Raw genomic sequence first — 23,660 nt, 5'->3', positions numbered from 1 at the left:
ACGGCATATACAGCCCCGGCACCTCCCCGGCCTCCCTGTCATGAAGCGTCCCCGTCCGTCGACAAGTCTAAAGCCTGCCGACTAAATCCCAATTTGTTGTTTTTGTATACAGAATTTTGTGGTACAATAGTAAAGATAAAAAATTTTAAAAGGAACAAGAGAGAAATGGAGGGCTATATGGAAAGTAAGAAAATTATTCAGGTAGAAGAAAAAGTACCGATTAAGATGCTGGTGCCCCTGAGCATTCAGCATATGTTTGCGATGTTCGGGGCATCAGTTCTGGTTCCATTTATATTTGGAATCAATCCGGCAATTGTACTATTTATGAACGGTATCGGAACACTGTTATTTATCTTAATTACAAAGGGGAAAGCACCGGCTTATCTTGGCTCCAGCTTTGCATTCCTGGCACCGGCGGGAATTGTTATCAGCAAATGGGGCTATAATTATGCGCTGGGCGGCTTTGTAGTCGTGGGCTTCTTTGGCTGTATCCTGGCTCTGATTATTTATAAATTCGGTTCGGACTGGATCGACGTTGTGCTGCCCCCGGCTGCTATGGGCCCTGTTGTGGCCCTGATCGGACTGGAACTGGCAGGAACAGCGGCCTCAAACGCGGGACTGCAGGATGAGGTCATTAATCCGAAAAATGTAATCGTATTCCTGGCAACGCTGCTGACGGCAGTGATCGGATCTGTGGTATTTAGAAAATTCCTGTCCGTTATACCGATTCTGGTTGCAATCATTGTGGGCTATGTGGCCGCCCTGCTCTGCGGCATCGTGGACTTTACCGAGGTGGGCGCGGCGACTTGGCTGGCCATCCCTAATTTTGCGGCTCCAAAATTCAAATGGGAGGCAATTGTGATTATTCTGCCCGTGCTTCTGGTCATTGCATCGGAGCATATCGGGCATCAGATTGTAACGAGTAAGGTTGTGGGCAGAGATCTCTTAAAGGATCCCGGACTTCACCGCTCTCTTTTTGCGGATAACTTTTCAACTATGATTTCCGGATTTATCGGTTCCGTGCCTACCACAACATACGGGGAAAATATCGGCGTTATGGCAATCACCAAAGTATACAGTGTTTATGTCATAGGAGGAGCGGCAGTGCTCTCCATCGTGTGTTCCTTCATTGGGAAAATGACCACACTCATCAGTACCATTCCGGGTCCGGTAATCGGAGGGATTTCCTTCCTGCTGTATGGAATGATCGGCGCGTCCGGTATCCGTATTCTGGTAGAGGCGCAGGTGGATTACGGCAAATCCAGAAACATGGCAATGACATCCGTAATTTTCGTAACAGGACTTTCCGGTATATCCGTTCAGTTTGGAAGCATCCAGCTGTCCGGAATGGTTCTTGCCTGCGTCGTGGGGATGCTGATGGGGCTGATGTTCTTTATCCTGGACAAGCTGAAACTGACAAACGACAGAGAGGAAGCATAGAGCGTGTCTGAAAAGTCATTGTCATGATATGGACTCACTCTGGCGTGTCTGAAAGGTCTTTGCCCAATATGCCTGACATCTTAGCAGTAAGTTAATAATAAAAATGATCTATAGAGAAAAAGAAGTTCTGATATGCGGGCATGCCGCCGTATCAGAACTTCTTTTCTTTTTATGTACCATAAGCTCCCATAGGATGCCATTCTCTACAGTTTTTGCTCCTGCATCTTCATAGCGCGTACTTTAAGCGGCAGTCCAAACAGGTTAATGAATCCTTCTGCATCGTGATGGTCATATAATTCTCCGGTTGTAAAGCTTGCCAGTGATTCGCTGTACAGTGAATATGGAGAAGTCGTGCCTGCTTTGATGATATTTCCTTTATACAGTTTAAACTTCACTTCGCCGGTTACATACTGCTGTGTCACATCCACAAAAGCCTGGATTGCTTCGCGCAGAGGAGTAAACCATTTTCCTTCATATACGATCTGGGCAAATTTGTTGCCCATGTCTTTCTTAACCTCATAGGTGGCGCGATCCAGTACAAGTTCTTCCAGCTGGTCATGAGCCTCCATCAGGATCGTTCCGCCGGGAGTCTCATAAACACCGCGGGACTTCATGCCGACTACACGGTTCTCTACGATATCTACAATGCCGATACCATGCTTTCCGCCGAGAACGTTAAGCTCTGTAATAATGTCGGACACCTTCATGTCTTTTCCATTCAGGCTCTTCGGTACGCCTGCCTCAAATGTCATTGTCACATATTCCCCTTCATCCGGAGCTTTTTCCGGGGAAACTCCCAATACTAAAAGATCGTCATAATTTGGCTCGTTGGCCGGGTCCTCCAGTTCCAGTCCTTCATGGCTGATGTGCCATAAGTTCCTGTCACGGCTGTAGCTGTGCTTTGCATCGAACGGAAGATCAATTCCATGCTGATGGCAGTATTCGATCTCATCTTCACGGGACTGCATGGTCCAGACGTCTGTCATACGCCATGGTGCGATGATCTTAAGATCCGGTGCAAGTGCCTTGATGCCAAGTTCAAAACGAATCTGGTCGTTGCCTTTTCCGGTTGCGCCGTGGCAGATAGCAGTAGCTCCTTCCTTACGCGCGATTTCGACAAGTCTTTTTGCGATAACAGGACGTGCCATGGAAGTACCAAGCAAATACTTATTCTCGTATACGGCGCCCGCCTTAACGCACGGCATAATATATTCGTCACAGAATTCATCAATAATGTTCTCTATGTATAATTTAGAAGCGCCTGATAACTTAGATCTTTCTTCCAGTCCGTCCAGTTCTTCTCCCTGCCCGCAGTCGATACAGCAGCAGATAACCTCATAATCAAAATTCTCTTTTAACCATGGTATGATTGCGGTAGTGTCGAGCCCGCCTGAATACGCTAATACAACTTTTTCTTTACTCATTTCATTTGCCTCCTAATGTATCTTGTTATATTATTGTTCACTTAATTTTTGTGATGCCCTTGTTTAAGCTAAAACATACTATACACCATATTTTATAATTATGCAATAGAAAACGTAAAAAAATTAAATATATACATTAAATACAAACAAATATGCATAAAAATGCTGCGAATATGCATATTATATGCATAACATGCCCTTCTGGAGTATGAAAATGAATATATTTATTTGTAACCTTTTTCAGCACCTAAGGGTCTAACTAATGTAAAATAAAAAAGAATGCGGGAAGCTTCTTCTTTGCCGGAAAGGAAAAGGTGAACAGATGGATGAAGAGATGAGGAACACAAAGCTTGCGAAAAAGGCAGTGCGGGGAAATGCCGATGCCTATGGGCAGCTGATAACGAAATATCAGGAATATCTGTATAAAATGGCGTTTCTCTACATGAAAAATCAGCAGGATGCGCTTGATGTGGTGGGGACTACTATATTAAAGGGGTTTCAGAATATTAAAACTCTGAAGAACCCGGAATGGTTCAAAACATGGATAACCAGAATTTTAATTAATACAGCAAACGATGAATTGAAAAAGATTGTATATTTCACCGATATAGAGGACGTCAGGATATTAAAGCAGAATAAAGGTGTATCACTGGAAGAAAAGTGCGACTTGGAAAATGCCGTGAACCGTCTGCCAGAAAAATACAGGGTAGTTATAATCCTGAAATATTTTAGCGGATTGTCTGTAAATGAAATCGCATACGCCATAGAGGCGCCGGTTGGAACAGTTAAGGCATATCTGAGCAGAGGCCGTGATGAACTGAAAAAATATTTAAAGGAGGATTATTTGCATGCAGATCATATTTAACAACATAAAAGTTCCAAAAGAAGAACTAAACGCTGTAGTAGAGAAAAATATGGAGCAGATTCAGAGACAGTGCCACAGAAAAAAAGTACGAACAATCCTGGCAGGATGCAGTGCAGCAGTGATTCTGGCCGCGGCCGGCATAGGCTTTTGTGCAATGAATCCGGTCCTGGCGGAACAGATTCCATTGATTGGACATTTATTTGAAAGAGTGGAAGATAAGCAGAGATACCCCGGAGAACTCAGCAAGGATGCGGAGCCGGTCCATGAGGGTAATGTCAGTGAGTCCGGCGGGATCAAGATGACTCTGTCGGAAATATACTGCAATACAGAAGCAATCAACATATCGGTGCTGGTCGAATCAAAAGAGCCGTTTCCGGAGATCAGGCATGATGCAGACCAGACCGCCGGGGACAAGACAATCAGTTATCAGTATCTGGATCTGGAAGAGCATTTTGACTTCATGCCTGAGAGCCTGCAGGAATCCGTACAAGTGAACGGGGAGTATCTGGACGACCATACTTTTGCCGGCGGTTTCAGGATTGAATTTAATCTGGGTGAACTGAGCCAGGTGGAAATCCCCGATAACTTTCATCTGGATCTATCTGTAAACGCGATTCATATACTGAGCAATTCTCTCGAAAAAGAGGCCAGCCAACTGTCCGGGGACACACCTTGGGAATTCTCCGTAGACGTATCTAAGGACAGTGAACAGACCGTCACAAAAGAAATCAATCAATACGCACCGAATGGTTCGGGTGTCGGAACGGTTTCAAAAACACCATACGAAATCATTCTCAATGGCACCTTTAGTGAAGAACATAAAGTAACTGACGAATCGTTACAGATGGTCATTTTGGACGCGGATGGAAAATATATGCCGGACAAAGGCGGAATTATGCTGCCGATTAAGGATCATAACGTATCAAAAATAACATTATATTACTATCCAGTGGCATCAGAAGAAGAGTTTATAGCAATCCAGGAGCGATACCGCGATGATGACTTCGAACAATTTATAAAAAGCAAAGCAACCTTCCAAATTCAAGTTGATTTTCAGGAGTGAGTGTATGTAATTGGAAGGGGCGCCGCCGTCTCCGGACACAGGGGGGACTGGAGGCGGCGGATGGCTGTAAGCTGGAGTATGGCAAAAAAGAAAGAGAACAGGGGCAGCCCTGGACACATCACCTGAAGCTTTGATGGTTTGAGGTGCTGAGTCCGGGGCTGTCCCTGTTTTCCTTCTTATTTATCGTACTCCATTTAGGCAGGGGGGAATCTTCTTAACAAAATTAACTGCTGGTTAATTTTGTTCATAGAATTTAACGAGCGGTCTGTTGTGGGAGTTTGGTTGTTCTGCTATGCTATAGGAGAAATAGGAAATACTATATTATTTAAAATTTATTTGTAGGAGGCGGATATGAAAATACACGATGTGATCCGGAGTAAGAGAAAGGAAATGGGGCTGACCCAGGAGGAACTGGCCAGGTATATTGGGGTATCGGCTCCGGCGGTGAATAAATGGGAAAAGGGGCTGAGCTATCCGGATATTACGCTGCTTCCTGTTCTGGCGGCATACTTTAATCTTAGTATTGACGATCTGATTGGGTATGAGCCTCAAATGGTGAAGGAGGACATCAAGAAGCTGTACCGCAGGCTTGCGGACAGATTTGTGAAAGATCCATTTGAGGAGGTTAAGGCAGAGTGCGATGGATATATTAAAAAGTATTACTCCTGTTTTCCATTGCTTTTGCAGATGGCGCTTCTTTTAATGAATCATTATCATCTGGCGGAAAGACCACAGGAAGTTATGGATGAGATCACAGAACTGCTGGACCGTATCACTGAGGAGAGTAAAGATATACATCTCGCCAAGAATGCGGTAATGCTAAAATGTGGCTGCCATCTTATGGAGAGACAGCCCGAGGAGATTCTGGATATACTGGGGGAAGAGATTCTGCCGGTCTCACAGGAAGCGGAAATGCAGGCCCAGGCATATCAGCTGAGGGGAAACCGGGATAAAGCTTTACAGGCAGTACAGATCTCGATGTACCAGCATTTGCTCTATCTGATCGGCGATGCATCTATGCATATCGCATGGCAGCAGGAAGAATCTGCGAAGACGGAAGAGATTATAAGGCGGACACTGGCAGTAGCAGACATATTTCATATGGATCATCTGCATTTTAACACCATTGTCCAGGTATACCTTGCATCCGCCCAGTATTACTGTATTACAGCAAACTCGGAAGAAGCCATAAAAATGCTGGAACGCTACACCGACTGTGTGTATATGCAGGAAACACCGATCAAATTACACGGAGATGACTATTTTGATAAAGTGGACGGCTGGCTGTCGGAACTTGCGCTTGGAAAAGATGCTCCCCGCGGTGATGCGGCCATTCGGCAGAGCATTTATCAGGCGGTAGAGGCAAACCCATTGTTTGCATGCCTGAGGGATAACCCAATTTATAAGCGGATTATGAAAAGGCTGGAGGAGTACAGCAGGGGAGATTAAGACGGTTCATGAGTACCACGGTGTTTTGGTTCCGTGGCGGCATGAATAGGAAAAACGAAGAATAACAACAAAAAAGGAGTAAGAAGATGAATACTTTATATGAATATTTTCCGATTTTGCTTCCGGTGATTATTATAGAACTGATATTAATGGTGACGGCTCTGATTCATGTGCTGCGCCATCCAAATTACCGGTTTGGCAACCGGGTGGTCTGGATCGTGATCGTGGTGTTTATTCAGATTGCAGGTCCTATTGTTTATTTCTTATTTGGAAGAGGGGAAGACGAATGAATGTACTGGAAATTACCGGCTTGAAGAAAAAATTTGGTTCCCATCAGGTTTTGGATGGATTATCAATAGCAGTGCCGGAACACTCGGTTTTTGGATTTCTGGGCAAAAACGGAGCGGGAAAAACGACTACGATGAAGATCGTGCTTGGCCTGCTGCAATCCGATGGCGGAGAGGTCCGTGTGCTTGGAGAAAAGTCTGTATACGGGGAAAACGCGGCAAACCGTTTTATCGGGTATCTGCCGGATGTTCCGGAATTCTACAGCTACATGACGCCGGTGGAATACCTAAGACTGTGTGGACAAATTACCGGGATGAAAGAAAAACAGATCCGGCTCAAGACAGAAGAACTACTGGAGCTTGTAGGTCTGAAGGGCGTCAAAAAAAGAATCGGCGGATTTTCCAGGGGCATGAAGCAGCGTCTTGGAATCGCCCAGGCGTTGTTCAACGAGCCGAAGCTGCTGATCTGTGATGAACCGACCTCCGCACTGGATCCGGTTGGACGGCGGGAAGTGCTGGATATAATGGAGCAGGTCAAAGACAAGACGACCGTGATCTTTTCTACCCATGTACTGACGGATGTCGAAAGAATCTGTGACAGGGTAGCGGTATTGAACAACGGAAAGACAGTCATGGAAGGCAGACTGGATGAAATACGGGAAATGCACCGTAAAAATGCGCTGCTGATCGAATTTGAGAGAAAAGAGAGTCTGCAGAGGTTTACACATGAGCCGGCCTTCAACAAACTGCTGGCATCGTCAAGGCAGGAGGGCAGCCAGATTATCATAGAGGCGGCGGACATTGAGCAGGCCGAGTCCGAACTCATCCGGGTACTGAATGAGACCCAGATCATGCCCTCCAGACTGGAAATATTGGAGCCGTCACTGGAAGGACTGTTTATGGAGGCAATACAATGAGAGCATATACGGCATTTACAAAAAAAGAATTTACAGAGTTTACAAGAACATATAAACTGATGATTCTGGGCCTGGTATTTTTATTTTTTGGAGTCATGAGCCCTTTGGCAGCAAAGTACATGCCCGAAATCATTAGCGAGTTCATGCCTGCCGGGATGGATATTGCACTTACCACCCCAACGGCGCTGGATGCCTGGATGCAGTTCTTCAAAAACGTATCACAGATGGGGCTGTTTGTGGCAGTCATTCTCTTTGGCGGCATCATGTCCTCAGAGTATTCCAGGGGCACACTGATCCACATGCTGACAAAAGGACTGCCCAGAAGGACTGTAGTCCTGGCAAAGTTCACGGCCGCGTCCCTGCTCTGGACCGCAGCCTATCTGCTGTGTTTTGGAACAGCTTATGGGTACACATGGTATTTCTGGAGGGCTGATGCCGGCATGGAAGGCCTTTATGAGGCTATTGCAGCGACATGGCTGTACGGAATCTTCCTGCTGTCCATAACAATCCTGGGCAGTGTCCTGTTCAGAAATTCCTACGGATGCCTTTTGTTCACCGGAATAGCAGTTGTTCTCCAGATCCTGCTGAACATGATCCCAAAGATAAAAGAATTCAACCCTATGGAACTCATCACAGAAGGGACTCCGCTGCTGCAGGGCCAGGTCGAGTCCACCTTCTTTCTGAAACCCACGATCGTGGGATGTATAGGAATCCTCATCTGTGTCATACTGTCCTGTATCATATTTAATAAGAAGAAGCTTTAGGCGGAATTGCATTTGAATGGATGGGGGCGCTGTCCGGAATCGTAATAGGGCTCTTCTGGATGCGGAATTGTGGTGTAACAGCACTGCGAAAGACGCATCCAGAAGAGCCCTATTACGATTCCGGACAGCGCCCTCATCCAATCGGGAAAAATAACGTTCCTTACCGGCTGGAATACAGGCCGGTAACAGCGGGGCCGAACAGGCTTTCCAGCCATTTTCATCCTCCTTTTCTATTTTAAAGGATGGAAAAAGGGAATGAGGCGTAGTATAATCTATTTATCTAATTTTTTTCATATATAAATCAAAATTAGCGGCAGCGTCGGGCGGGAAAAAATCGGTATCCCACATTGACACGGGGCCAATTTACACATCTGTATAAGATGCCTCCGTACTCTGTGAAATAACCGAGCGTAGATTGAAACAAGGAGACTGGAAGATGATTTTTTTTAATTGTGACTACACGGAAGGTGCTCATCCAAAGGTGATGGACAGGCTTTTAGAGACAAATTTGGTACAGACGGATGGGTATGGGGAAGATCCGTACTGCATGCGGGCAAGGGAGATAATACGGGGACTTTGTGGGAATCATACACTGGATGTACATTTTCTGGTTGGAGGGACACAGACGAATCTTACCGTTATATCGGCTGCACTGCGGCCGCATCAGGGGGTTCTGGCAGCGGAATCCGGGCACGTTAATGTGCATGAGACGGGGGCAATTGAATCCTGCGGGCATAAGGTGCTGACGCTTCCCTCAGCGGACGGGAAGATTACGGCACAGCAGGTGGAGAAGTCCTATAAAGGGCATATGGAGGATGAAAGTTTCGAACATTGTGTCCAGCCGAAGTTGGTATATATCTCTAATCCAACGGAAATGGGTACGTTGTATACAAGAGCAGAGCTGGAAAGTCTGGCCGGTGTATGCAGGGAGAATGGACTGTATTTGTTTATGGATGGGGCAAGATTGGGATACGGGCTTTCTGCAGCAGGCAATGACCTGGATCTGAAAATGATTGCCGGACTGTGCGATGTATTTTACATTGGAGGAACAAAAGTGGGCGCTCTGTTCGGGGAAGCCGTGGTGATTGCAAATCCGGGCCTGAAGGAGGATTTCCGCTATATTATGAAACAGAAGGGGGCGATGCTGGCAAAGGGCAGGCTTTTGGGGCTGCAGTTCCAGGCGCTCCTGGAAGACGGGCTTTATTTTGCAATCGGAAAGCGGGCCAATGAACTGGCGGACGAGATTCGCAATGCCTGCAGGAGGGCAGGGTATCCGTTTCTGGTTGAAAATACAACCAATCAGGTGTTTGCGGTTATGCCGGATGAGAAGCTGGAACAATTGAAAGAGAAGTATGTCTTTTGTTATCAGCAGAGAATAGACGATACGCACAGTGCCGTCCGGTTCTGCACCAGCTGGGCGACAATACCGGAGAACGTGAGAGCGCTTGCGGATGACATTTCAGGAAAAGGAGAATTAGGATGAAAGAGACAGATAACAAAAAAGTATGGACCCGGAAGGAGATTATTCATGAGGTGCTGGAATACTCGAAGGTGATTATTTTTGCCGTCGCTTTTTCTTTTCTGCTGAATAAGACACTGATTACCAACGCGCAGGTTACATCTGGATCTATGGAGAATACGGTGATGACAGGAAGCCGTGTGTTTGTCAACCGTCAGGCCTATCTGTTCCAGGATCCGCAGAGAGGTGACATCATTTCTTTTTATTATCCGGATGATGGGGAAACGGAGTATATGAAGCGGATTGTCGGTTTGCCGGGAGAAACGATCGAGGGCAGAGACGGCGCCGTTTATATCGATGGAGTTATGCTGGAAGAACCCTATATACGGGAAGTATCTTATGAGGATTTTGGCCCCTATGAGATCCCGGAGGACGCTTATTTTATGGTGGGGGATAACCGCACCAATTCCTGGGATTCCAGATACTGGCTGAACAAGTTCCTTCACAGAGAGGCAATTATTGGAAAGGCGGAATTTGAATACTACCCTGAGATAAAATCTTTTCACTGATTACGACTACAAAGGAGGAGTTAACGATGTTTGAATCGGAAAGGAAATGGTATGCAAGTATACTTTGATACATCTCTTTGGCTGTCAAAGAAGGGAAGACCATGTAAGGTCCGGCAGGATACGGATGCTGTATTTACAGAGGGGGGACTGACGCGCTGTGTCCCCACAGTATACTGCTTTAAACAGGGAATTGTCTTTGACATTCTCACTGTGGTAGAAGAGAAGGAAATCGCTGAATATTTTGAAAAATATAAAGGCTGGGAGAAAAAAGCAGATTCGCTCTCCGATACGCAGGTACAGCAGATCATGCAGGAAAATCCGTATCAGAACGTGGCCTTAAAGGGAATCTGGCTGAATGGAGAAAAGGAACAGGATATATCCTTTAGCAGTACGGGATATCTGCCTTTGGTCCGTGAGAAAGAGTCCCGCAGCATGATTCGGCTAATCAGGGAGGCTTATTCCGATTATCTGGGGGAGGCGGCATGTTTTTTCTGTCAGCGTGTTTGTGTAAAGACAAAGCAGGATTTTACTGTCTGTAAGCTAAACAGTATCAGGCTGGAAGTGGACAGGAAGCATAAGATCTATGTTCTGGACGAGGAGACCTCGGCGGCTCCGGGAGAGGAGGGATGTATGCAGTTCATCCACCCTCTTACCCATATCAGACACAGGGTCTATATTTATGATGCGAAGAAACTGGATGCTCCGGGAGTATTCGACGGCAGGCTGGAATATTCCCTTGCGACGGCGGAGATCGTGCCCGGATTGGGAAAAGACGAGCAGCTGAAGTTTGGATCATCAATGTCCTGTACGGCTTCTGATAAGAAGAAAGGGGCGGTGTCCATTGTCGGCGGCCAGTCGTCCGGGCCGGTATCCGTATTTTTTGCCGGCAGGAAGTCGGAACAGAAGAGCCGGTACGGTGGAGATATGCAGCCCTGCTTTTCCAAGCCTTACTGGAAAGACGAACGGGATTCCATGTCTGGGAAGTTCTGCTTAACAGGGCTGGAATGCCTTGTGGAAGAAGAACAGATTATAGATCTGTTTCCGGACGAGCAGCCAGGCGGGCAGGAGAGAAGAGGAGGAAGAGTATGAAAGTATTAGTGGTTATCGACATGCAGAATGATTTTATAGACGGCGCACTGGGAACGGCGGAGGCGCAGGCCATCGTGCCCAAAGTGGCAGAGAAGATCAGGGGATTTGAAGGCAGGGTTCTGGCAACCAGGGACACCCACGGGGAGGGATATCTGAACACGCAGGAAGGGGAAAAGCTTCCGGTGACACATTGTGTCCGGAATACACCAGGCTGGCAGATCCATCCGGAGATCGCCGCACTGCTCAAGGAACAGCCGGTTGATAAGCCGACATTCGGCAGCATAGGGCTGGGCCAGCTGCTGTCAGCTTATCATAAATACCAGGAACCCATAGAGAACATTACACTGATCGGTGTCTGCACAGACATCTGCGTGATATCCAATGCACTCCTCTTAAAGGCATATATGCCCGAGGTTCCGCTGATCGTGGACGCATCGTGTTGTGCCGGGGTGACGCCGGATACGCACAGGCAGGCGCTGGAGGCTATGAAAGTGTGCCAGATTGATATCGTCAATGAATAGATGATAAATGAAAAGAAATGAGAAGGAGAACCTGAATATGAACAATTTTCAATATTATACCCCAACCAAGGTTGTGTTTGGCCGGGGGACGGAGGAAGAGACGGGAAATCTGGTCCAGGCCTATGGATGCAGAAAGGTTCTGGTGCATTACGGCAGCGGGAGCGTGAAGAGGACAGGGCTGCTGGAACGGATCTGCAGGTCTCTTAAGGAGGCTGGGATCGCATATACTACGCTGGGAGGCGTCGTACCCAATCCACACTTATCCCTTGTATATGAGGGGATCGAACTGTGTAAAAAGGAAGGGGTTGACTTTATCCTGGCCGTAGGAGGCGGGAGCGCAATTGATTCGGCAAAGGCGATCGGATATGGCGTAGCGAATAAGGGCGATGTATGGGATTTTTATGACAGGAAAAGACAGGCGGCAGCGTGTCTGCCGATCGGAGCCGTTCTCACCATTGCAGCGGCCGGATCGGAGATGAGCGATTCTTCCGTCATAACAAATGAAGAAGGCTGGATAAAACGAGGGTACAGCAGCCCGTACAGCAGGCCCCGTTTTGCAGTGATGAACCCGGAACTGACAATGACGCTGCCCGAATACCAGACCATGAGCGGCTGCGTGGATATCATGATGCATACGATGGAGCGCTATCTGAACCGTGCGGAGAATATGGATCTGACGGACGGCATCAGCGAACATTTGCTGCGCACGGTTATGAAGCATGCAGCTATACTTCTGAAGGATCCGGAGAATTATGAGTCAAGGGCGGAAGTCATGTGGGCGGGAAGCCTTTCTCACAATGGGCTGACCGGCTGCGGTACGGACGGCGGTGACTGGGCCTCCCACCAGATCGAGCATGAACTGGGCGGCATGTTTGACGTTGCACATGGCGCAGGACTGGCAGCAGTGTGGGGCAGCTGGGCAAGGTACGTTGTATCGGAAAGGCCCGGGCGGTTTGCGAAGCTCGCCGTAAATGTTATGGGAGTGGCTGACTGCGGAGACGATATGCAGACGGCTTTAAAGGGAATTGAGGCTATGGAAGCATTTTACCGTTCTATAAATATGCCTGCCTCTCTGAAGGAACTGGGGATAGACCCGACCGACGCACAGATGAAGGAGATGGCGGAAAAGTGTTGTTTTTGGGGGCGGCGGACCGTGGGATGCATAAAGGCGCTGCAAGCAGAAGATGTTTATAAGATATATCAGGAGGCACGGGTAGGAAAATAATACAATAAAGAAGGCAGGAGGAATGAGATGGGCAGAACAAGAAAATTCATACCCATATGGGACAGAACCGAAGTCTTTTTTACGATGGATATGGGGGAGTTTGCAAAGGCAGAAAGGATTCTGAGCAGCCATAAGATCCCCTACCGGTCAAAGATTGTGCGCCACACCACCAGAAATAATCAGATGCTGGGGAGAATCGGAGAAAATGAAAACTGCAACGCGACTTATGCAGTGTACACAGAAAAAAAGAATGCGGAGGAGGCAAAATACCATTTGTGTCAGGAAATGGGCCGTCAGGAGTAAATGGGAACCAGTCATATTTTAGCAGAAGAGATTGCCTGTGCGAGACAGGATGAGATGCCGGTTGAAAACCGGAGTTATACAGATGAGACAGTGACAGGAGCGGATATACACAAAGTAGAATTCGTGGCAGTAAAATTTGAAAGGTGCAGGTTTGTGGAATGCGACTTTACGGGGGCGGGCTTTTACCAGGCCCGCCTGGAAAAATGTGATTTTTCCAACTGTATATTCAGCGGGAGTTATTGGAAAGATACGAATATCATTGAGTGCAAAGGAAACGGCAGCAGGTTTGACCGCGCCGTCTTTAAGAAAACGGGCCTGCAGGATACACAGCTGAATATGGTTAATTTCGGGCAGAGCCTTTGGGAGAACTGCTGTGCTCAGTTGTGCAGTTTTCGGGAGGCGTTTTTTTCGGAGGTCAAACTAAAGAAGACCGGTTTTTGCAAATGTGATTTCACAAAGGTAGATTTTTTCAGAACCGGGCTCAAGGGGATTGACTTCTCCGACAGTACGATTGAGGGCATCATGGTATCGGACAGTTACCGGGAAGTGGCAGGTATGAAGATCAACATGTTCCAGGCGGCGGAGATGGCAAAGCTACTGGGCGTAAAGATTGTATAAACAATGGCATTCCGTGTAACAGTTCAGGCAGGCCAGAACTGTTACGCATCCAGCCCATAGAAATTCGCCTGCGGCATAACTGATAAATAAGAAATAGCTGCAGATTAATATATAACAGAGGAGCAAAGAGAGATGAAGATAGACCGACTAATTGGAATATTATCCATCCTGCTCCAGCAGGAGAAGGTAACGGCCCCTTATCTGGCGGAAAAGTTTGAGGTATCCAGGCGGACGATCAACCGGGATATTGAGGCGCTGTGCCAGGCGGGCATTCCGCTTGTAACGACACAGGGAAGCGGGGGCGGTATCTCCATTATGGATGGGTACCGGATTGACAGGACGCTACTTACTTCCTCGGATATGCAGGCCATCCTGGCCGGACTGAGAAGCCTGGACAGTGTGGCCGGAAGCAGCCGGTACCAGCAGCTGATGGAGAAACTGTCCGTGGGCAATTCAAGCGTGCTGAAGTCAAATCAGCATATCGTGATTGATCTGTCCTCCTGGTATAAGGTGTCTCTGGCTCCGAAGATCGAACTGATCCAGTCTGCGATTGACAGAAAAGAGAAGATTCGATTTGATTATTATGGCCCGGGCGGTGACAGCACCAGAGAGATTGAACCGTATCTGCTCGTCTTCCAGTGGGCTTCCTGGTATGTCTGGGGATACTGCCTCGACAGGGAGGATTACCGGATGTTTAAGCTGAATCGGATCCTGGAATTAAGAACCACAGGAGAGCGGTTCGAAGGGCGCACCCTGCCTGAGTTCAGGATTGAGAATGAGGCGGTTTTTCCGGCACAGCTTAAGGTAAAGGCACTGTTTGACCCGTCCATGAAGTGGCGCCTGATTGAAGAATATGGGATCGACAGCTTTCAGGTGCAGCCCGACGGAATGCTGCTTTTTCAGTTTGGCTTTATGGATCAGGAAAGCGTGTTTGGCTGGCTTTTGAGCTTCGGAGACAGGGCGCAGCTTCTGGAACCGGCCGGACTTCGCAGGAAAATGCAGGAAATGCTTGGGAGAATGGCTGAAAAATATCGGGATTAAATGAAAATCAAATATGACATATAGGTGTCATGTTCCCTGTGGTAAACTCTTATTATCAATAAAAGGAAAGAGGAAGACTAACATGGAATATGAAATCTTAGATATGAAAGAAAAGATAGCAGCAGGACTGGCTGCCAGAACGAACAATGCGTCTCCAGATATGGGAGCCGTGATCGGCGGGCTCTGGCAGCGTTTTTATGGGGAAGGGATTTATGACCTGATTCCGGGAAAAACGAATGGTAAGGCACTGGGGATTTATTCGGAATATGCGGCTGATGAAAAAGGGGACTATACGATTACGGTGGCCTGTGAAACCGACGGGACAGGGGAATTGCCGGAGGGGACATCTGTAACTGTGATTCCGGCCGGGAAGTACGCCAGATTCATTGTAAAAGGAGAAATGCACGAGGCAGTGGCAAAGTTCTGGCAGAAGCTCTGGGAAATAGATCTGCCCAGGACCTATGTCTGTGATTATGAGGAATACCAGAATAGTGATATGGAGCAGGCTGAAATTCATATGTATATAGGAGTAAAATAAAATGGCATCCAGTTTGGAATACGTAGAATATGTGGCCGGACAGATTGGCCAGGCAGGAAATATAAGTTATAAAAAGCTGTTTGGAGAGTATGGGCTTTGGTGCGACGGCAAATTTTTCGGGACAGTGGAGGACAACCAGTTTTATGTCAAGATGACGCAGGCGGGGCACGAAATGCTGCCGGACGCAGAGCCTGCTGCTCCGCATGGCGGAACTCCGGGGATGTACCTGGTGGAAGATCTGGAGGATACTCGGTTTTTAAAAGAGCTGGTCAGTAGAACCTGTGAGGAGCTGCCCGAACCAAGGAAAAAGACGGCAGGAAAGAAGGCGAAGAATCATGGATAAAGTAGATTATAAGAAATCCGAGAAAGAATTGTATTATCCGAAGAAAACCCCTTCTGTCATAGAGATACCTGAGATGGTATTTATTATGACGGATGGAAAAGGAAATCCGAACACATCGGAGAGTTATGCGCAGGCAATGGAGATTCTGTACGGCCTTTCCTATACGATCAAGATGAGCAAAATGAAGGGAAATCAGCCGGCAGGTTATTTTGAATATGTGGTGCCGCCGCTGGAAGGCCTGTGGAGTGTGGAAGGAGCAGAATTCGACGGATTGAATATCACGGACAAAGACAAGTTCTGCTGGACCTCCATGATACGACAGCCTGAATTTGTGACGGAAGAAGTCTTTGAATGGGCCAGGGGAGAGCTTCAAAAAAAGAAGCCGGAACTGGACTTTTCCAACACCAGGCTGGAACGGTACCGGGAAGGGCTGTGCTGTCAGATCATGCATCTTGGGCCCTATGATGATGAGCCTGCAACGATCGTAAAGATGGAAGAATATATCCGGGATAACGGATATATTACCGACATTACGGATCAGAGACGTCATCATGAAATCTATCTGGGTGACCCGAGAAAAACAAAACCGGAAAATTTAAAGACAGTAATCCGTCACCCGGTGAGGAAAAACTAGGAAAAATATTTGGAATTTATAACCAGTTAATAATTTTTGTGTTCACCTTGAAAACAGAATAGAGACGGCGATAGACTGGCGTTCATTTAGACTGCCTTCTAGTTTTGGGGACATGAGAAAATCCCCCAAATTCCTTGACAAATCAGGAAATGTGAGTAAAATAAAACAAAACAGGAGTAACTAACATACACACGAATGATTGGAGTTGTAATGATGAAAGCAAAACATAACAGTCTTGACATCATGAATCAGTTTAATCAGACTCTGCCGCTTGCTGACAGCGTTGTTTTTATGCCGTGCGTTCCAAGTCCCCTTGGGGTATGCGCATAGTATAAAAATGAATAATGACAGTTAAGAGGATATCGTTGTGCTGATCGTTTGATATGGATAGAATGCAAAGGATAGGAGTATGGCAATATGCTTCCATCCTTTTTCTGTAGAGTGCCTTAGGAGAACCGAATGAGGTTTCAGGTGCGGAAAAACCTTACAGAAAAGCCATTGAACGGGAGAGACGGAAGATATATCCGGCTCTCCTTTTTTATGATATAGGAAATTCCTCTGGAATTTCCTATATCATAAAACCCTCCGGGGGATGCACACGCCGCGATAAGGTAAATAGCCGCAAGGCGGCATCGCAGCGGCGCCAAAGTGTGCAAGCCCCTCATGAGTGAGGGGGTGGGAAGCCCCTGTGGGCTTGCCCACTTTGTTCTGATATAGGAAAATGAAGAGCACTCTCAAAAAGGAAAATGAGGAAGGTTAAACGCTATGGATAGAAAAGAAATTCTGCAAAATAAGAAAAGAATCGTAATAAAAGTAGGAACGACTACGATTACGTATGATGAAACTGGTAATATTAATCTGGATAAACTGGAGAAGTTTGTGAGGATACTGATTAATCTGCGCAACAAAGGAAGGGAGGTTATCGTGGTATCTTCCGGTGCGGTTGGAATCGGAAGAAATGTGCTGGGGCTGCAGCAGAAGCCGGAGAGCGAGGCTGCCAAGCAGGCATGCGCGGCGGTCGGGCAGGGAAGACTTATGATGATTTATGAAAAACTGTTTAATGAATACAGCCAGCTGACTGCACAGGTGCTTCTGACAAAGGAATCCATTACCAATGAGGAGTGCCGCAAGAACGCCCGCCAGACATTTGACGAACTGTTCCGCATGAAGGTTGTTCCTATTGTAAATGAAAATGATGCCATATCTGTGGATGAACTTTCATATGGTAACTTTGGAGACAATGACACACTTGCGGCATATGTGGCGAAGCTGGTGGATGCAGATCTGCTCATTCTGATGTCCGATATCGATGGACTTTATACCGATGACCCCAAGAAGAACCCGAATGCAAGATTTATCCATACGGTGGTGGGCATTGATGAGGAACTGGAGAAAATGGCAAAGGGCGCCTCCAATGATATGGGTACCGGTGGAATGGCAACGAAGATCGGAGCCGCAAAGATCGCTACTGCATCCGGTGCGGACATGGTGATCGCCAACGGCAGGAATATTTATACGATCAATGACATTATGGCCGGTAAGAAGATCGGCACCTTATTTTTATCCAGAGAGCACGGGATCGAACTAAAGAATGAATTGGCCCCGGAACGGGCACAATACCGCAGGCAGGCAAAAAAACAAAAGAAAGAGAATCAGAAAGAAGACGAAACAAAATCCATGTATCATATGGAACAGGAGACTATGGGAGTATCAATGAATCTGATAGGAGGCAGTTATGGGCAGTTATATGGAAACATTGGGTAACAGGGCAAAAGCAGCATCCCGGGAGGCAGCAGCGCTGGGAACGGGGGAAAAAAACCGCGGGCTTCTGTCCGTAGCCGAGGAACTATGCCAGGAGACAGAACGGCTTTTAGAGGAAAATGAAAAAGATGTCAAAGCGGCAGAAGAGAACGGAATGAAAAGTTCTCTGGTTGACCGTCTGCGTCTGACAGAACAGAGAATTATGGATATGGCAGAAGGGCTGAGACAGATTGCGGCGCTGGAAGATCCGGTTGGTGAGGTTCTTTCTATGAAAAACAGGCCAAACGGCCTGCGCATCGGGAAAAAGAGAGTTCCGCTCGGTGTAATCGGGATTATATATGAATCCCGTCCAAATGTAACAGCAGACGCATTTGGCCTGTGTTTTAAAACAGGGAATGCGGTCATACTACGGGGCGGTAGTGATGCGATTAACTCGAATAAAGCAATCGTGCATGCCGTAAAAGAGGGTCTCAGAAAAGAGAAGCTTCCCCAGGACCTGATCCTGTTGGTGGAGGATACAGGACGGGAGACCGTCTATGAGATGATGAAGCTCCACGGATACATTGACGTGCTGATACCGAGAGGCGGCGCCGGGCTGATTGCCAGCGTTGTGCAGAACAGCACCGTGCCGGTGATAGAGACAGGCACCGGGAACTGTCATATTTATGTAGATGAGTGTGCAGATCTGAACATGGCCACAGACATTATCGAAAATGCAAAGACACAGCGCATGGGTGTATGCAATGCCTGCGAATCGCTGGTGATCCATGACCATGTGGCAGCCCAGGTGATCCCCATGATCGTAAGCCGCTTAAAAATGCACGACGTGGAGATCAGAGGGGATGAGAAAGCATGCGGTTACAGTGCGGATATTATCCCCGCAGATGAGGAAGATTGGGGAACCGAATATCTGGACGCAGTGATTTCCATAAAAGTGGTAAACTCACTGGATGCTGCCATCCGGCATATCAATACTTATAACACAGGTCATTCCGAGTCTATTATCACCGATTGCTATGACCACGCACTTAAATTCCAGGATGAAATCGACGCAGCGGCTGTCTATGTAAATGCATCCACCAGATTTACCGATGGATTTGAATTTGGCTTTGGGGCGGAGATAGGAATCAGTACACAGAAACTGCATGCGAGAGGGCCGATGGGGCTTGAGGCGCTGACAACAACAAAATATATCATATTTGGGAACGGACAGATTCGAAACTGAATCGGATTTAGCGACGAGCTTTAGCCTTGGCGCGGATGGGGACGCTCCATAAAGGGATAGCCGAAAACCTCCCGGAGAACATCCATGTCCTTTCAAAAACGCGGCCGCGGACCTAAGAAATTCTAGGCGGGAAACAGCCCTGAAAATGGAGCACCACTGACACAGCACGAGAAATAGATGATTTCTCGCGATGGGTCAGCTGATTTTTGGATTCGGAATCCAAAAATCTCTCCATTTTCAGGGCTGTTTCCCACCAAGAATTTCTAAGGCCCGCTTAGAGCGTTTTTGAAAGGACATGGATGCTCTCCGGGAGGCTTTCAGCTATCCCTTCATGGAGCTGGCGCATCCAACCGGCAGGAAAAGGACTCGTACCTAAGGTAGGGCCTCAAACGGGGGCAGCGTATGGATATTGAATTGGCGGGACTTTTATGTCCCCAGTAGGTGTACATAAGCAAGGGGATACGGTTCCAGTATCAAGATAATTCAATACACATCTTGAAGATGAAAAGACATGCATAGCCCATCCACATCCGCTGTCCTGGTCGGGGATCCCAACCGGTTGGCGAGCTTTCCTGCCGATTGGATGAGCCAGCTTTATGACAGGGAGGCCGGGGAGGTGCTGGGGCTGTATATGCCGCTGAGAAATGCTGGAGTGCGCTTAGTGCTTCTTGAACAGCCGATGCCGGATAGACGGGGAAAAACTTGATCTCCAAATCAAGTTTTTACTGAACCCAGCGCGGGAAATCATCAGATTTCCCGTGATGTGTTCAGTGTACCCGCCTATCCGGCATCGGGTGTTCTAGAAGCACTTTGCAGCATGGGTGCATATCTCAGCGGCATATACAGCCCCAGCACCTCCCCGGCCTCCCTGTCATGAAGCGTCCCCGTCCGTCGACAAGGCTAAAGCTTGCCGACTATATCCCAATTTGAAAATATTTCTGGATGGGGGTTGCATAATATACAATATAGATGTATAATTATGCAAGTGTTATTTTTGTTTATGCATAAGATATATACAATTTTGCAGTCGTTACGTATTTCTGATGAGAAAACGGGCAAACACTTTACTTCATTGAAGAAGTGGTATATGATTATGAACTAGAAGCGTGAAAGGAAGAGATAGATATGATTAAAGTAGGAATTATTGGATCTACCGGGTATGCGGGCGGTGAGCTTGTCAGGATTTTAACGGCACATAAAGATGCAGAAATTGTTTGGTATGGGTCCAGAAGTTATATAGACAAAAAATATGCAGATGTTTATCAGAATATGTTTCAGATTGTGGATGCGGTCTGCATGGATGATAATATGGATGAGCTTGCGGAGCAGGTGGATGTTATCTTTACCGCCACACCCCAGGGGCTGTGTGCATCGCTGGTCAGTGAGGATGTACTGTCTAAAGTGAAGATCATTGATCTGAGCGCAGATTTTCGGATTAAAGATGTATCCGTATATGAGAAGTGGTATGGGATACAGCATAAAAGCCCTCGTTTTATTGAGGAAGCGGTATACGGGCTTTGTGAGATTAACAGGGAAGATGTAAGAAAGGCCAGGCTGGTGGCAAATCCGGGGTGTTATACAACTTGTTCCATACTGACGGCCTATCCTCTGGCAAAAGAGGGGCTGATCGATATGAGTACTCTGATTATAGATGCCAAATCCGGAACCTCCGGGGCCGGAAGGGGGGCTAAGCTTCCTAATCTATACTGCGAAGTGAATGAGAACATCAAGGCTTACGGTGTGGCTGCGCACAGACATACGCCGGAGATTGAGGAGCAGCTGGGTTATGCTGCGGGAGAACAGGTGGTTCTGAACTTTACGCCTCACCTTGTACCCATGAACAGAGGGATTCTGGCTACAGAGTATGCAAAGCTTGTAAAAAATGTAACATATCAGGAGATAAAAGCTGTTTATGATACATATTATGCAGACGAGAAATTTGTTCGGGTACTCGACGAGGGGATCTATCCGGAAACGAAGTGGGTGGAAGGAAGCAATTATGTGGATATCAACTTTAAGATTGACGACAGGACAGGACGCATCATTATGATGGGGGCTATAGACAATCTCGTGAAGGGCGCAGCAGGGCAGGCGGTTCAGAATATGAATCTGATGTTCGGTCTGAAGGAATCCGAAGGACTGGAACTGGTGCCGATGTTCCCATAGGCGCATGAACGGAAGATATCCTGGATGCAAGCGATTCAGGGGGCGGAAAATGGCAGGGACAGCCAGATGATAACAGGGATGGCTCTAATAGAGATCGAGAGGAAGAAGAAATGGTACGGACAATGACAATAGAGGATTATGACGGCGTGTATGCCCTTTGGAAAAGGATCAGGGGTTTTGGACTGCGGAGCATTGACGATTCCAGAGAGGGGGTTGCCAGGTTTCTGAAGAGAAATCCCACAACAAGCGTGGTGGCTGAAGTGGACGGCCTGATCGTAGGAAGTATCCTGTGCGGGCACGACGGACGGCGGGGGTGTCTTTATCATGTATGTGTAGATGCTGCATACCGGAGGCGCGGTATTGGAAAGGCTATGGTTGTTAAGGCAATGGAAGAACTGCGCAGAGAAGAGATCAGCAAGGTTTCTTTGATTGCATTTACCAAAAACGACGTGGGGAATGCATTCTGGAACACAATTGGGTGGACAGAGCGGCTGGATTTGAATTATTATGATTTTGTGTTAAATGAGAAGAACATTACCGCATTTAATGAACAATAGAAGTACACAGTTTAATGAATAATAGACGTACACATATCAGGGTATTCGATTCATTTGACATGCCTGTTGAGCAGCAAAAGGATAAATAGCGGATTAAATAAGATAATGAATAAAAAATGAGCAGATTGTGTAACAACAAGATTACGCAGGAAAGGAAAACAGAATGGAAATAATCAAAGGCGGAGTCACCGCGGCAAAAGGATTCGAAGCAGCATCGGCTGCAGCCGGTATCAAGTATCAGGACAGGACGGATATGGCACTGATATATAGTGAGAAGCCATGCAAGACAGCGGGGACATTTACAACGAATGTGGTAAAAGCAGCACCTGTAAAATGGGATAAAGCTATTGTGGAAAGCGGCATTAAGTCCCAGGCAGTGATCGTCAATTCCGGTATTGCCAATGCCTGCACCGGAGAAGAGGGATATGGGTACTGCAGGGAGACCGCGAATGCCGCAGCGAAGGCGCTGGGAGTGAAGGCAGATGGTGTGCTGGTAGGATCCACTGGCGTCATTGGAATGCAGCTTCCCATAGAAAAGCTCAAAGATGGGATTGTAAAGCTTGCGGCTGATAAGAATCCCGGAATCGACAGCGGGACTCTGGCAGCAAAGGCAATTATGACAACTGACACAATCGAGAAGGAAATAGCAGTTACGATCCAGGCAGGCGGAAAGACCGTCACAATTGGCGGTATGGCGAAGGGATCCGGAATGATCCATCCCAATATGTGCACCATGCTCTCCTTTATCACAACGGATGCGGCCATTTCCAGAAAGGCACTGCAGAAGGCGCTGAGCGCCGATGTGGAGGATACTTATAATATGATCTCCGTGGACGGAGATACGTCTACAAATGACACGGTTCTGCTTCTGGCTAACGGGATGGCGGAAAACGATAAGATCAAATATGGAACAAAAGACTATGAAAAATTTGCAGAAGCGCTTCATATGGTAAATGAATGTCTGGCCAAAAAGATTGCCGGAGACGGGGAAGGGGCAACCGCGCTGTTTGAAGCAAGGGTAACGGGCGCATCCACGAAGGAGCAGGCAAAGCTGCTTGCCAAATCGATCGTATGTTCAAACCTGACAAAGGCGGCCATTGCAGGGCATGATGCCAACTGGGGACGAATTCTATGTGCAATGGGGTATTCAGGGGCTCAGTTTGATCCGGAAAAGGTGGATCTGTATTTTGAGAGCAAAGCGGGAAGAATCCAGATTATAGAGAATGGAACGGCAGTCGCATACAGTGAAGAAAAAGCGACCGAGATTCTGTCCCAGCCTGAGGTTACAGCAACTGCAGATATAAAGGAAGGGGAAGAGAGCGCTGCGGCATGGGGCTGTGATCTGACCCATGGGTATATTGATATCAATGCAGATTACAGGAGTTAAGACTATGCCGTATCT

At 47.3% G+C, this 23,660-nt stretch carries 24 protein-coding genes; 23 read left to right on the top strand and 1 reads right to left on the bottom strand.

Going from position 1 to position 23,660, the window contains the following annotated elements; genetic code table 11:
* Window positions 1-177 precede the first annotated feature (177 nt).
* Window positions 178-1,440, top strand: coding sequence for a uracil permease (uraA, locus tag ARB69_RS19935; protein WP_050639910.1), 1,263 nt, complete (start codon window positions 178-180; stop codon window positions 1,438-1,440).
* A gap of 203 nt (window positions 1,441-1,643) precedes the next feature.
* Here uraA and ARB69_RS19930 read toward each other — a convergent pair whose 3' ends face one another.
* Window positions 1,644-2,864: an argininosuccinate synthase gene (locus tag ARB69_RS19930; protein WP_050639911.1), complete on the bottom strand. Its 1,221-nt coding sequence runs from the start codon at window positions 2,862-2,864 to the stop codon at window positions 1,644-1,646.
* A 322-nt stretch (window positions 2,865-3,186) separates the two neighbouring features.
* Between ARB69_RS19930 and ARB69_RS19925 the strand changes: the two genes are divergently transcribed.
* From ARB69_RS19925 to argJ, 22 genes are all read left to right on the top strand, one after another.
* Complete coding sequence (locus ARB69_RS19925; RefSeq protein ID WP_050639912.1) at window positions 3,187-3,729, top strand: sigma-70 family RNA polymerase sigma factor; 543 nt, start codon at window positions 3,187-3,189, stop codon at window positions 3,727-3,729.
* Window positions 3,713-4,792: a DUF4179 domain-containing protein gene (locus ARB69_RS19920; RefSeq protein ID WP_055154814.1), complete on the top strand. Its 1,080-nt coding sequence runs from the start codon at window positions 3,713-3,715 to the stop codon at window positions 4,790-4,792. The genes ARB69_RS19925 and ARB69_RS19920 overlap by 17 nt, the downstream gene beginning before the upstream one ends.
* Window positions 4,793-5,143: 351 nt before the next feature.
* Window positions 5,144-6,241, top strand: coding sequence for a helix-turn-helix domain-containing protein (locus tag ARB69_RS19915; protein WP_055154813.1), 1,098 nt, complete (start codon window positions 5,144-5,146; stop codon window positions 6,239-6,241).
* 86 nt (window positions 6,242-6,327) lie between these two features.
* On the top strand, window positions 6,328-6,531 hold the full coding sequence (locus tag ARB69_RS19910; RefSeq protein WP_050639915.1) for a PLDc N-terminal domain-containing protein: 204 nt from the start codon (window positions 6,328-6,330) through the stop codon (window positions 6,529-6,531).
* On the top strand, window positions 6,528-7,445 hold the full coding sequence (locus tag ARB69_RS19905) for an ABC transporter ATP-binding protein (protein ID WP_055154812.1): 918 nt from the start codon (window positions 6,528-6,530) through the stop codon (window positions 7,443-7,445). Before ARB69_RS19910 ends, ARB69_RS19905 begins: the two co-directional genes overlap by 4 nt.
* Window positions 7,442-8,209 carry an ABC transporter permease gene (locus ARB69_RS19900; RefSeq protein ID WP_055154811.1) on the top strand — a complete coding sequence of 256 codons (768 nt, stop codon included), beginning with the start codon at window positions 7,442-7,444 and terminating at the stop codon, window positions 8,207-8,209. Before ARB69_RS19905 ends, ARB69_RS19900 begins: the two co-directional genes overlap by 4 nt.
* 436 nt (window positions 8,210-8,645) lie before the next feature.
* Window positions 8,646-9,692, top strand: coding sequence for a threonine aldolase family protein (locus ARB69_RS19890; protein WP_055154810.1), 1,047 nt, complete (start codon window positions 8,646-8,648; stop codon window positions 9,690-9,692).
* Window positions 9,689-10,237: a signal peptidase I gene (lepB, locus tag ARB69_RS19885; RefSeq protein WP_055154809.1), complete on the top strand. Its 549-nt coding sequence runs from the start codon at window positions 9,689-9,691 to the stop codon at window positions 10,235-10,237. The genes ARB69_RS19890 and lepB overlap by 4 nt, the downstream gene beginning before the upstream one ends.
* A gap of 30 nt (window positions 10,238-10,267) precedes the next feature.
* Window positions 10,268-11,326: a hypothetical protein gene (locus ARB69_RS19880; RefSeq protein ID WP_157355698.1), complete on the top strand. Its 1,059-nt coding sequence runs from the start codon at window positions 10,268-10,270 to the stop codon at window positions 11,324-11,326.
* On the top strand, window positions 11,323-11,847 hold the full coding sequence (locus tag ARB69_RS19875) for a cysteine hydrolase family protein (RefSeq protein ID WP_055154807.1): 525 nt from the start codon (window positions 11,323-11,325) through the stop codon (window positions 11,845-11,847). The genes ARB69_RS19880 and ARB69_RS19875 overlap by 4 nt, the downstream gene beginning before the upstream one ends.
* Window positions 11,848-11,884: 37 nt before the next feature.
* On the top strand, window positions 11,885-13,072 hold the full coding sequence (locus tag ARB69_RS19870; protein WP_055154806.1) for an iron-containing alcohol dehydrogenase: 1,188 nt from the start codon (window positions 11,885-11,887) through the stop codon (window positions 13,070-13,072).
* A gap of 27 nt (window positions 13,073-13,099) precedes the next feature.
* Window positions 13,100-13,375, top strand: a complete 276-nt coding sequence (locus tag ARB69_RS19865) for a hypothetical protein (protein ID WP_055154805.1) — start codon at window positions 13,100-13,102, stop codon at window positions 13,373-13,375.
* A complete protein-coding gene (locus ARB69_RS19860; protein WP_083487162.1) occupies window positions 13,376-13,993 on the top strand; it encodes a pentapeptide repeat-containing protein in 618 nt (205 codons plus the stop codon).
* A 132-nt stretch (window positions 13,994-14,125) separates the two neighbouring features.
* Window positions 14,126-15,034: a helix-turn-helix transcriptional regulator gene (locus ARB69_RS19855; protein WP_055154804.1), complete on the top strand. Its 909-nt coding sequence runs from the start codon at window positions 14,126-14,128 to the stop codon at window positions 15,032-15,034.
* Window positions 15,035-15,116: 82 nt separating this feature from the next.
* On the top strand, window positions 15,117-15,572 hold the full coding sequence (locus ARB69_RS19850) for a GyrI-like domain-containing protein (RefSeq protein ID WP_050639926.1): 456 nt from the start codon (window positions 15,117-15,119) through the stop codon (window positions 15,570-15,572).
* 1 nt (window position 15,573) lies between these two features.
* Window positions 15,574-15,915, top strand: a complete 342-nt coding sequence (locus ARB69_RS19845) for a TfoX/Sxy family protein (RefSeq protein WP_055154803.1) — start codon at window positions 15,574-15,576, stop codon at window positions 15,913-15,915.
* Complete coding sequence (locus tag ARB69_RS19840; protein ID WP_055154802.1) at window positions 15,908-16,549, top strand: GyrI-like domain-containing protein; 642 nt, start codon at window positions 15,908-15,910, stop codon at window positions 16,547-16,549. Before ARB69_RS19845 ends, ARB69_RS19840 begins: the two co-directional genes overlap by 8 nt.
* Before the next feature lie 765 nt (window positions 16,550-17,314).
* Complete coding sequence (gene proB / locus ARB69_RS19835) at window positions 17,315-18,313, top strand: glutamate 5-kinase (protein WP_025657214.1); 999 nt, start codon at window positions 17,315-17,317, stop codon at window positions 18,311-18,313.
* Entirely contained in the window at window positions 18,285-19,535 is a 1,251-nt protein-coding gene (locus ARB69_RS19830) for a glutamate-5-semialdehyde dehydrogenase (RefSeq protein ID WP_055154801.1), read from the top strand. Before proB ends, ARB69_RS19830 begins: the two co-directional genes overlap by 29 nt.
* A 1,125-nt stretch (window positions 19,536-20,660) precedes the next feature.
* Window positions 20,661-21,701 (top strand): N-acetyl-gamma-glutamyl-phosphate reductase, encoded by a 1,041-nt coding sequence (argC, locus tag ARB69_RS19820; RefSeq protein ID WP_050639931.1) that lies wholly within the window; start codon window positions 20,661-20,663, stop codon window positions 21,699-21,701.
* 110 nt (window positions 21,702-21,811) lie between these two features.
* Window positions 21,812-22,258 (top strand): GNAT family N-acetyltransferase, encoded by a 447-nt coding sequence (locus tag ARB69_RS19815; RefSeq protein ID WP_050639932.1) that lies wholly within the window; start codon window positions 21,812-21,814, stop codon window positions 22,256-22,258.
* A gap of 163 nt (window positions 22,259-22,421) precedes the next feature.
* The gene (argJ, locus tag ARB69_RS19810; protein WP_055154800.1) at window positions 22,422-23,645 is read left to right on the top strand and encodes a bifunctional glutamate N-acetyltransferase/amino-acid acetyltransferase ArgJ; all 1,224 of its coding nucleotides are present in this window, start codon (window positions 22,422-22,424) and stop codon (window positions 23,643-23,645) included.
* Window positions 23,646-23,660: the final 15 nt, after the last annotated feature.

The sequence above is a fragment of the Faecalicatena contorta genome, assembly GCF_001404335.1.
GTDB lineage: Bacteria > Bacillota > Clostridia > Lachnospirales > Lachnospiraceae > Faecalicatena > Faecalicatena contortus_B.
Note: the sequence above shows the minus strand (reverse complement) of the source record. Positions and strands in the feature narration are given on the sequence as shown.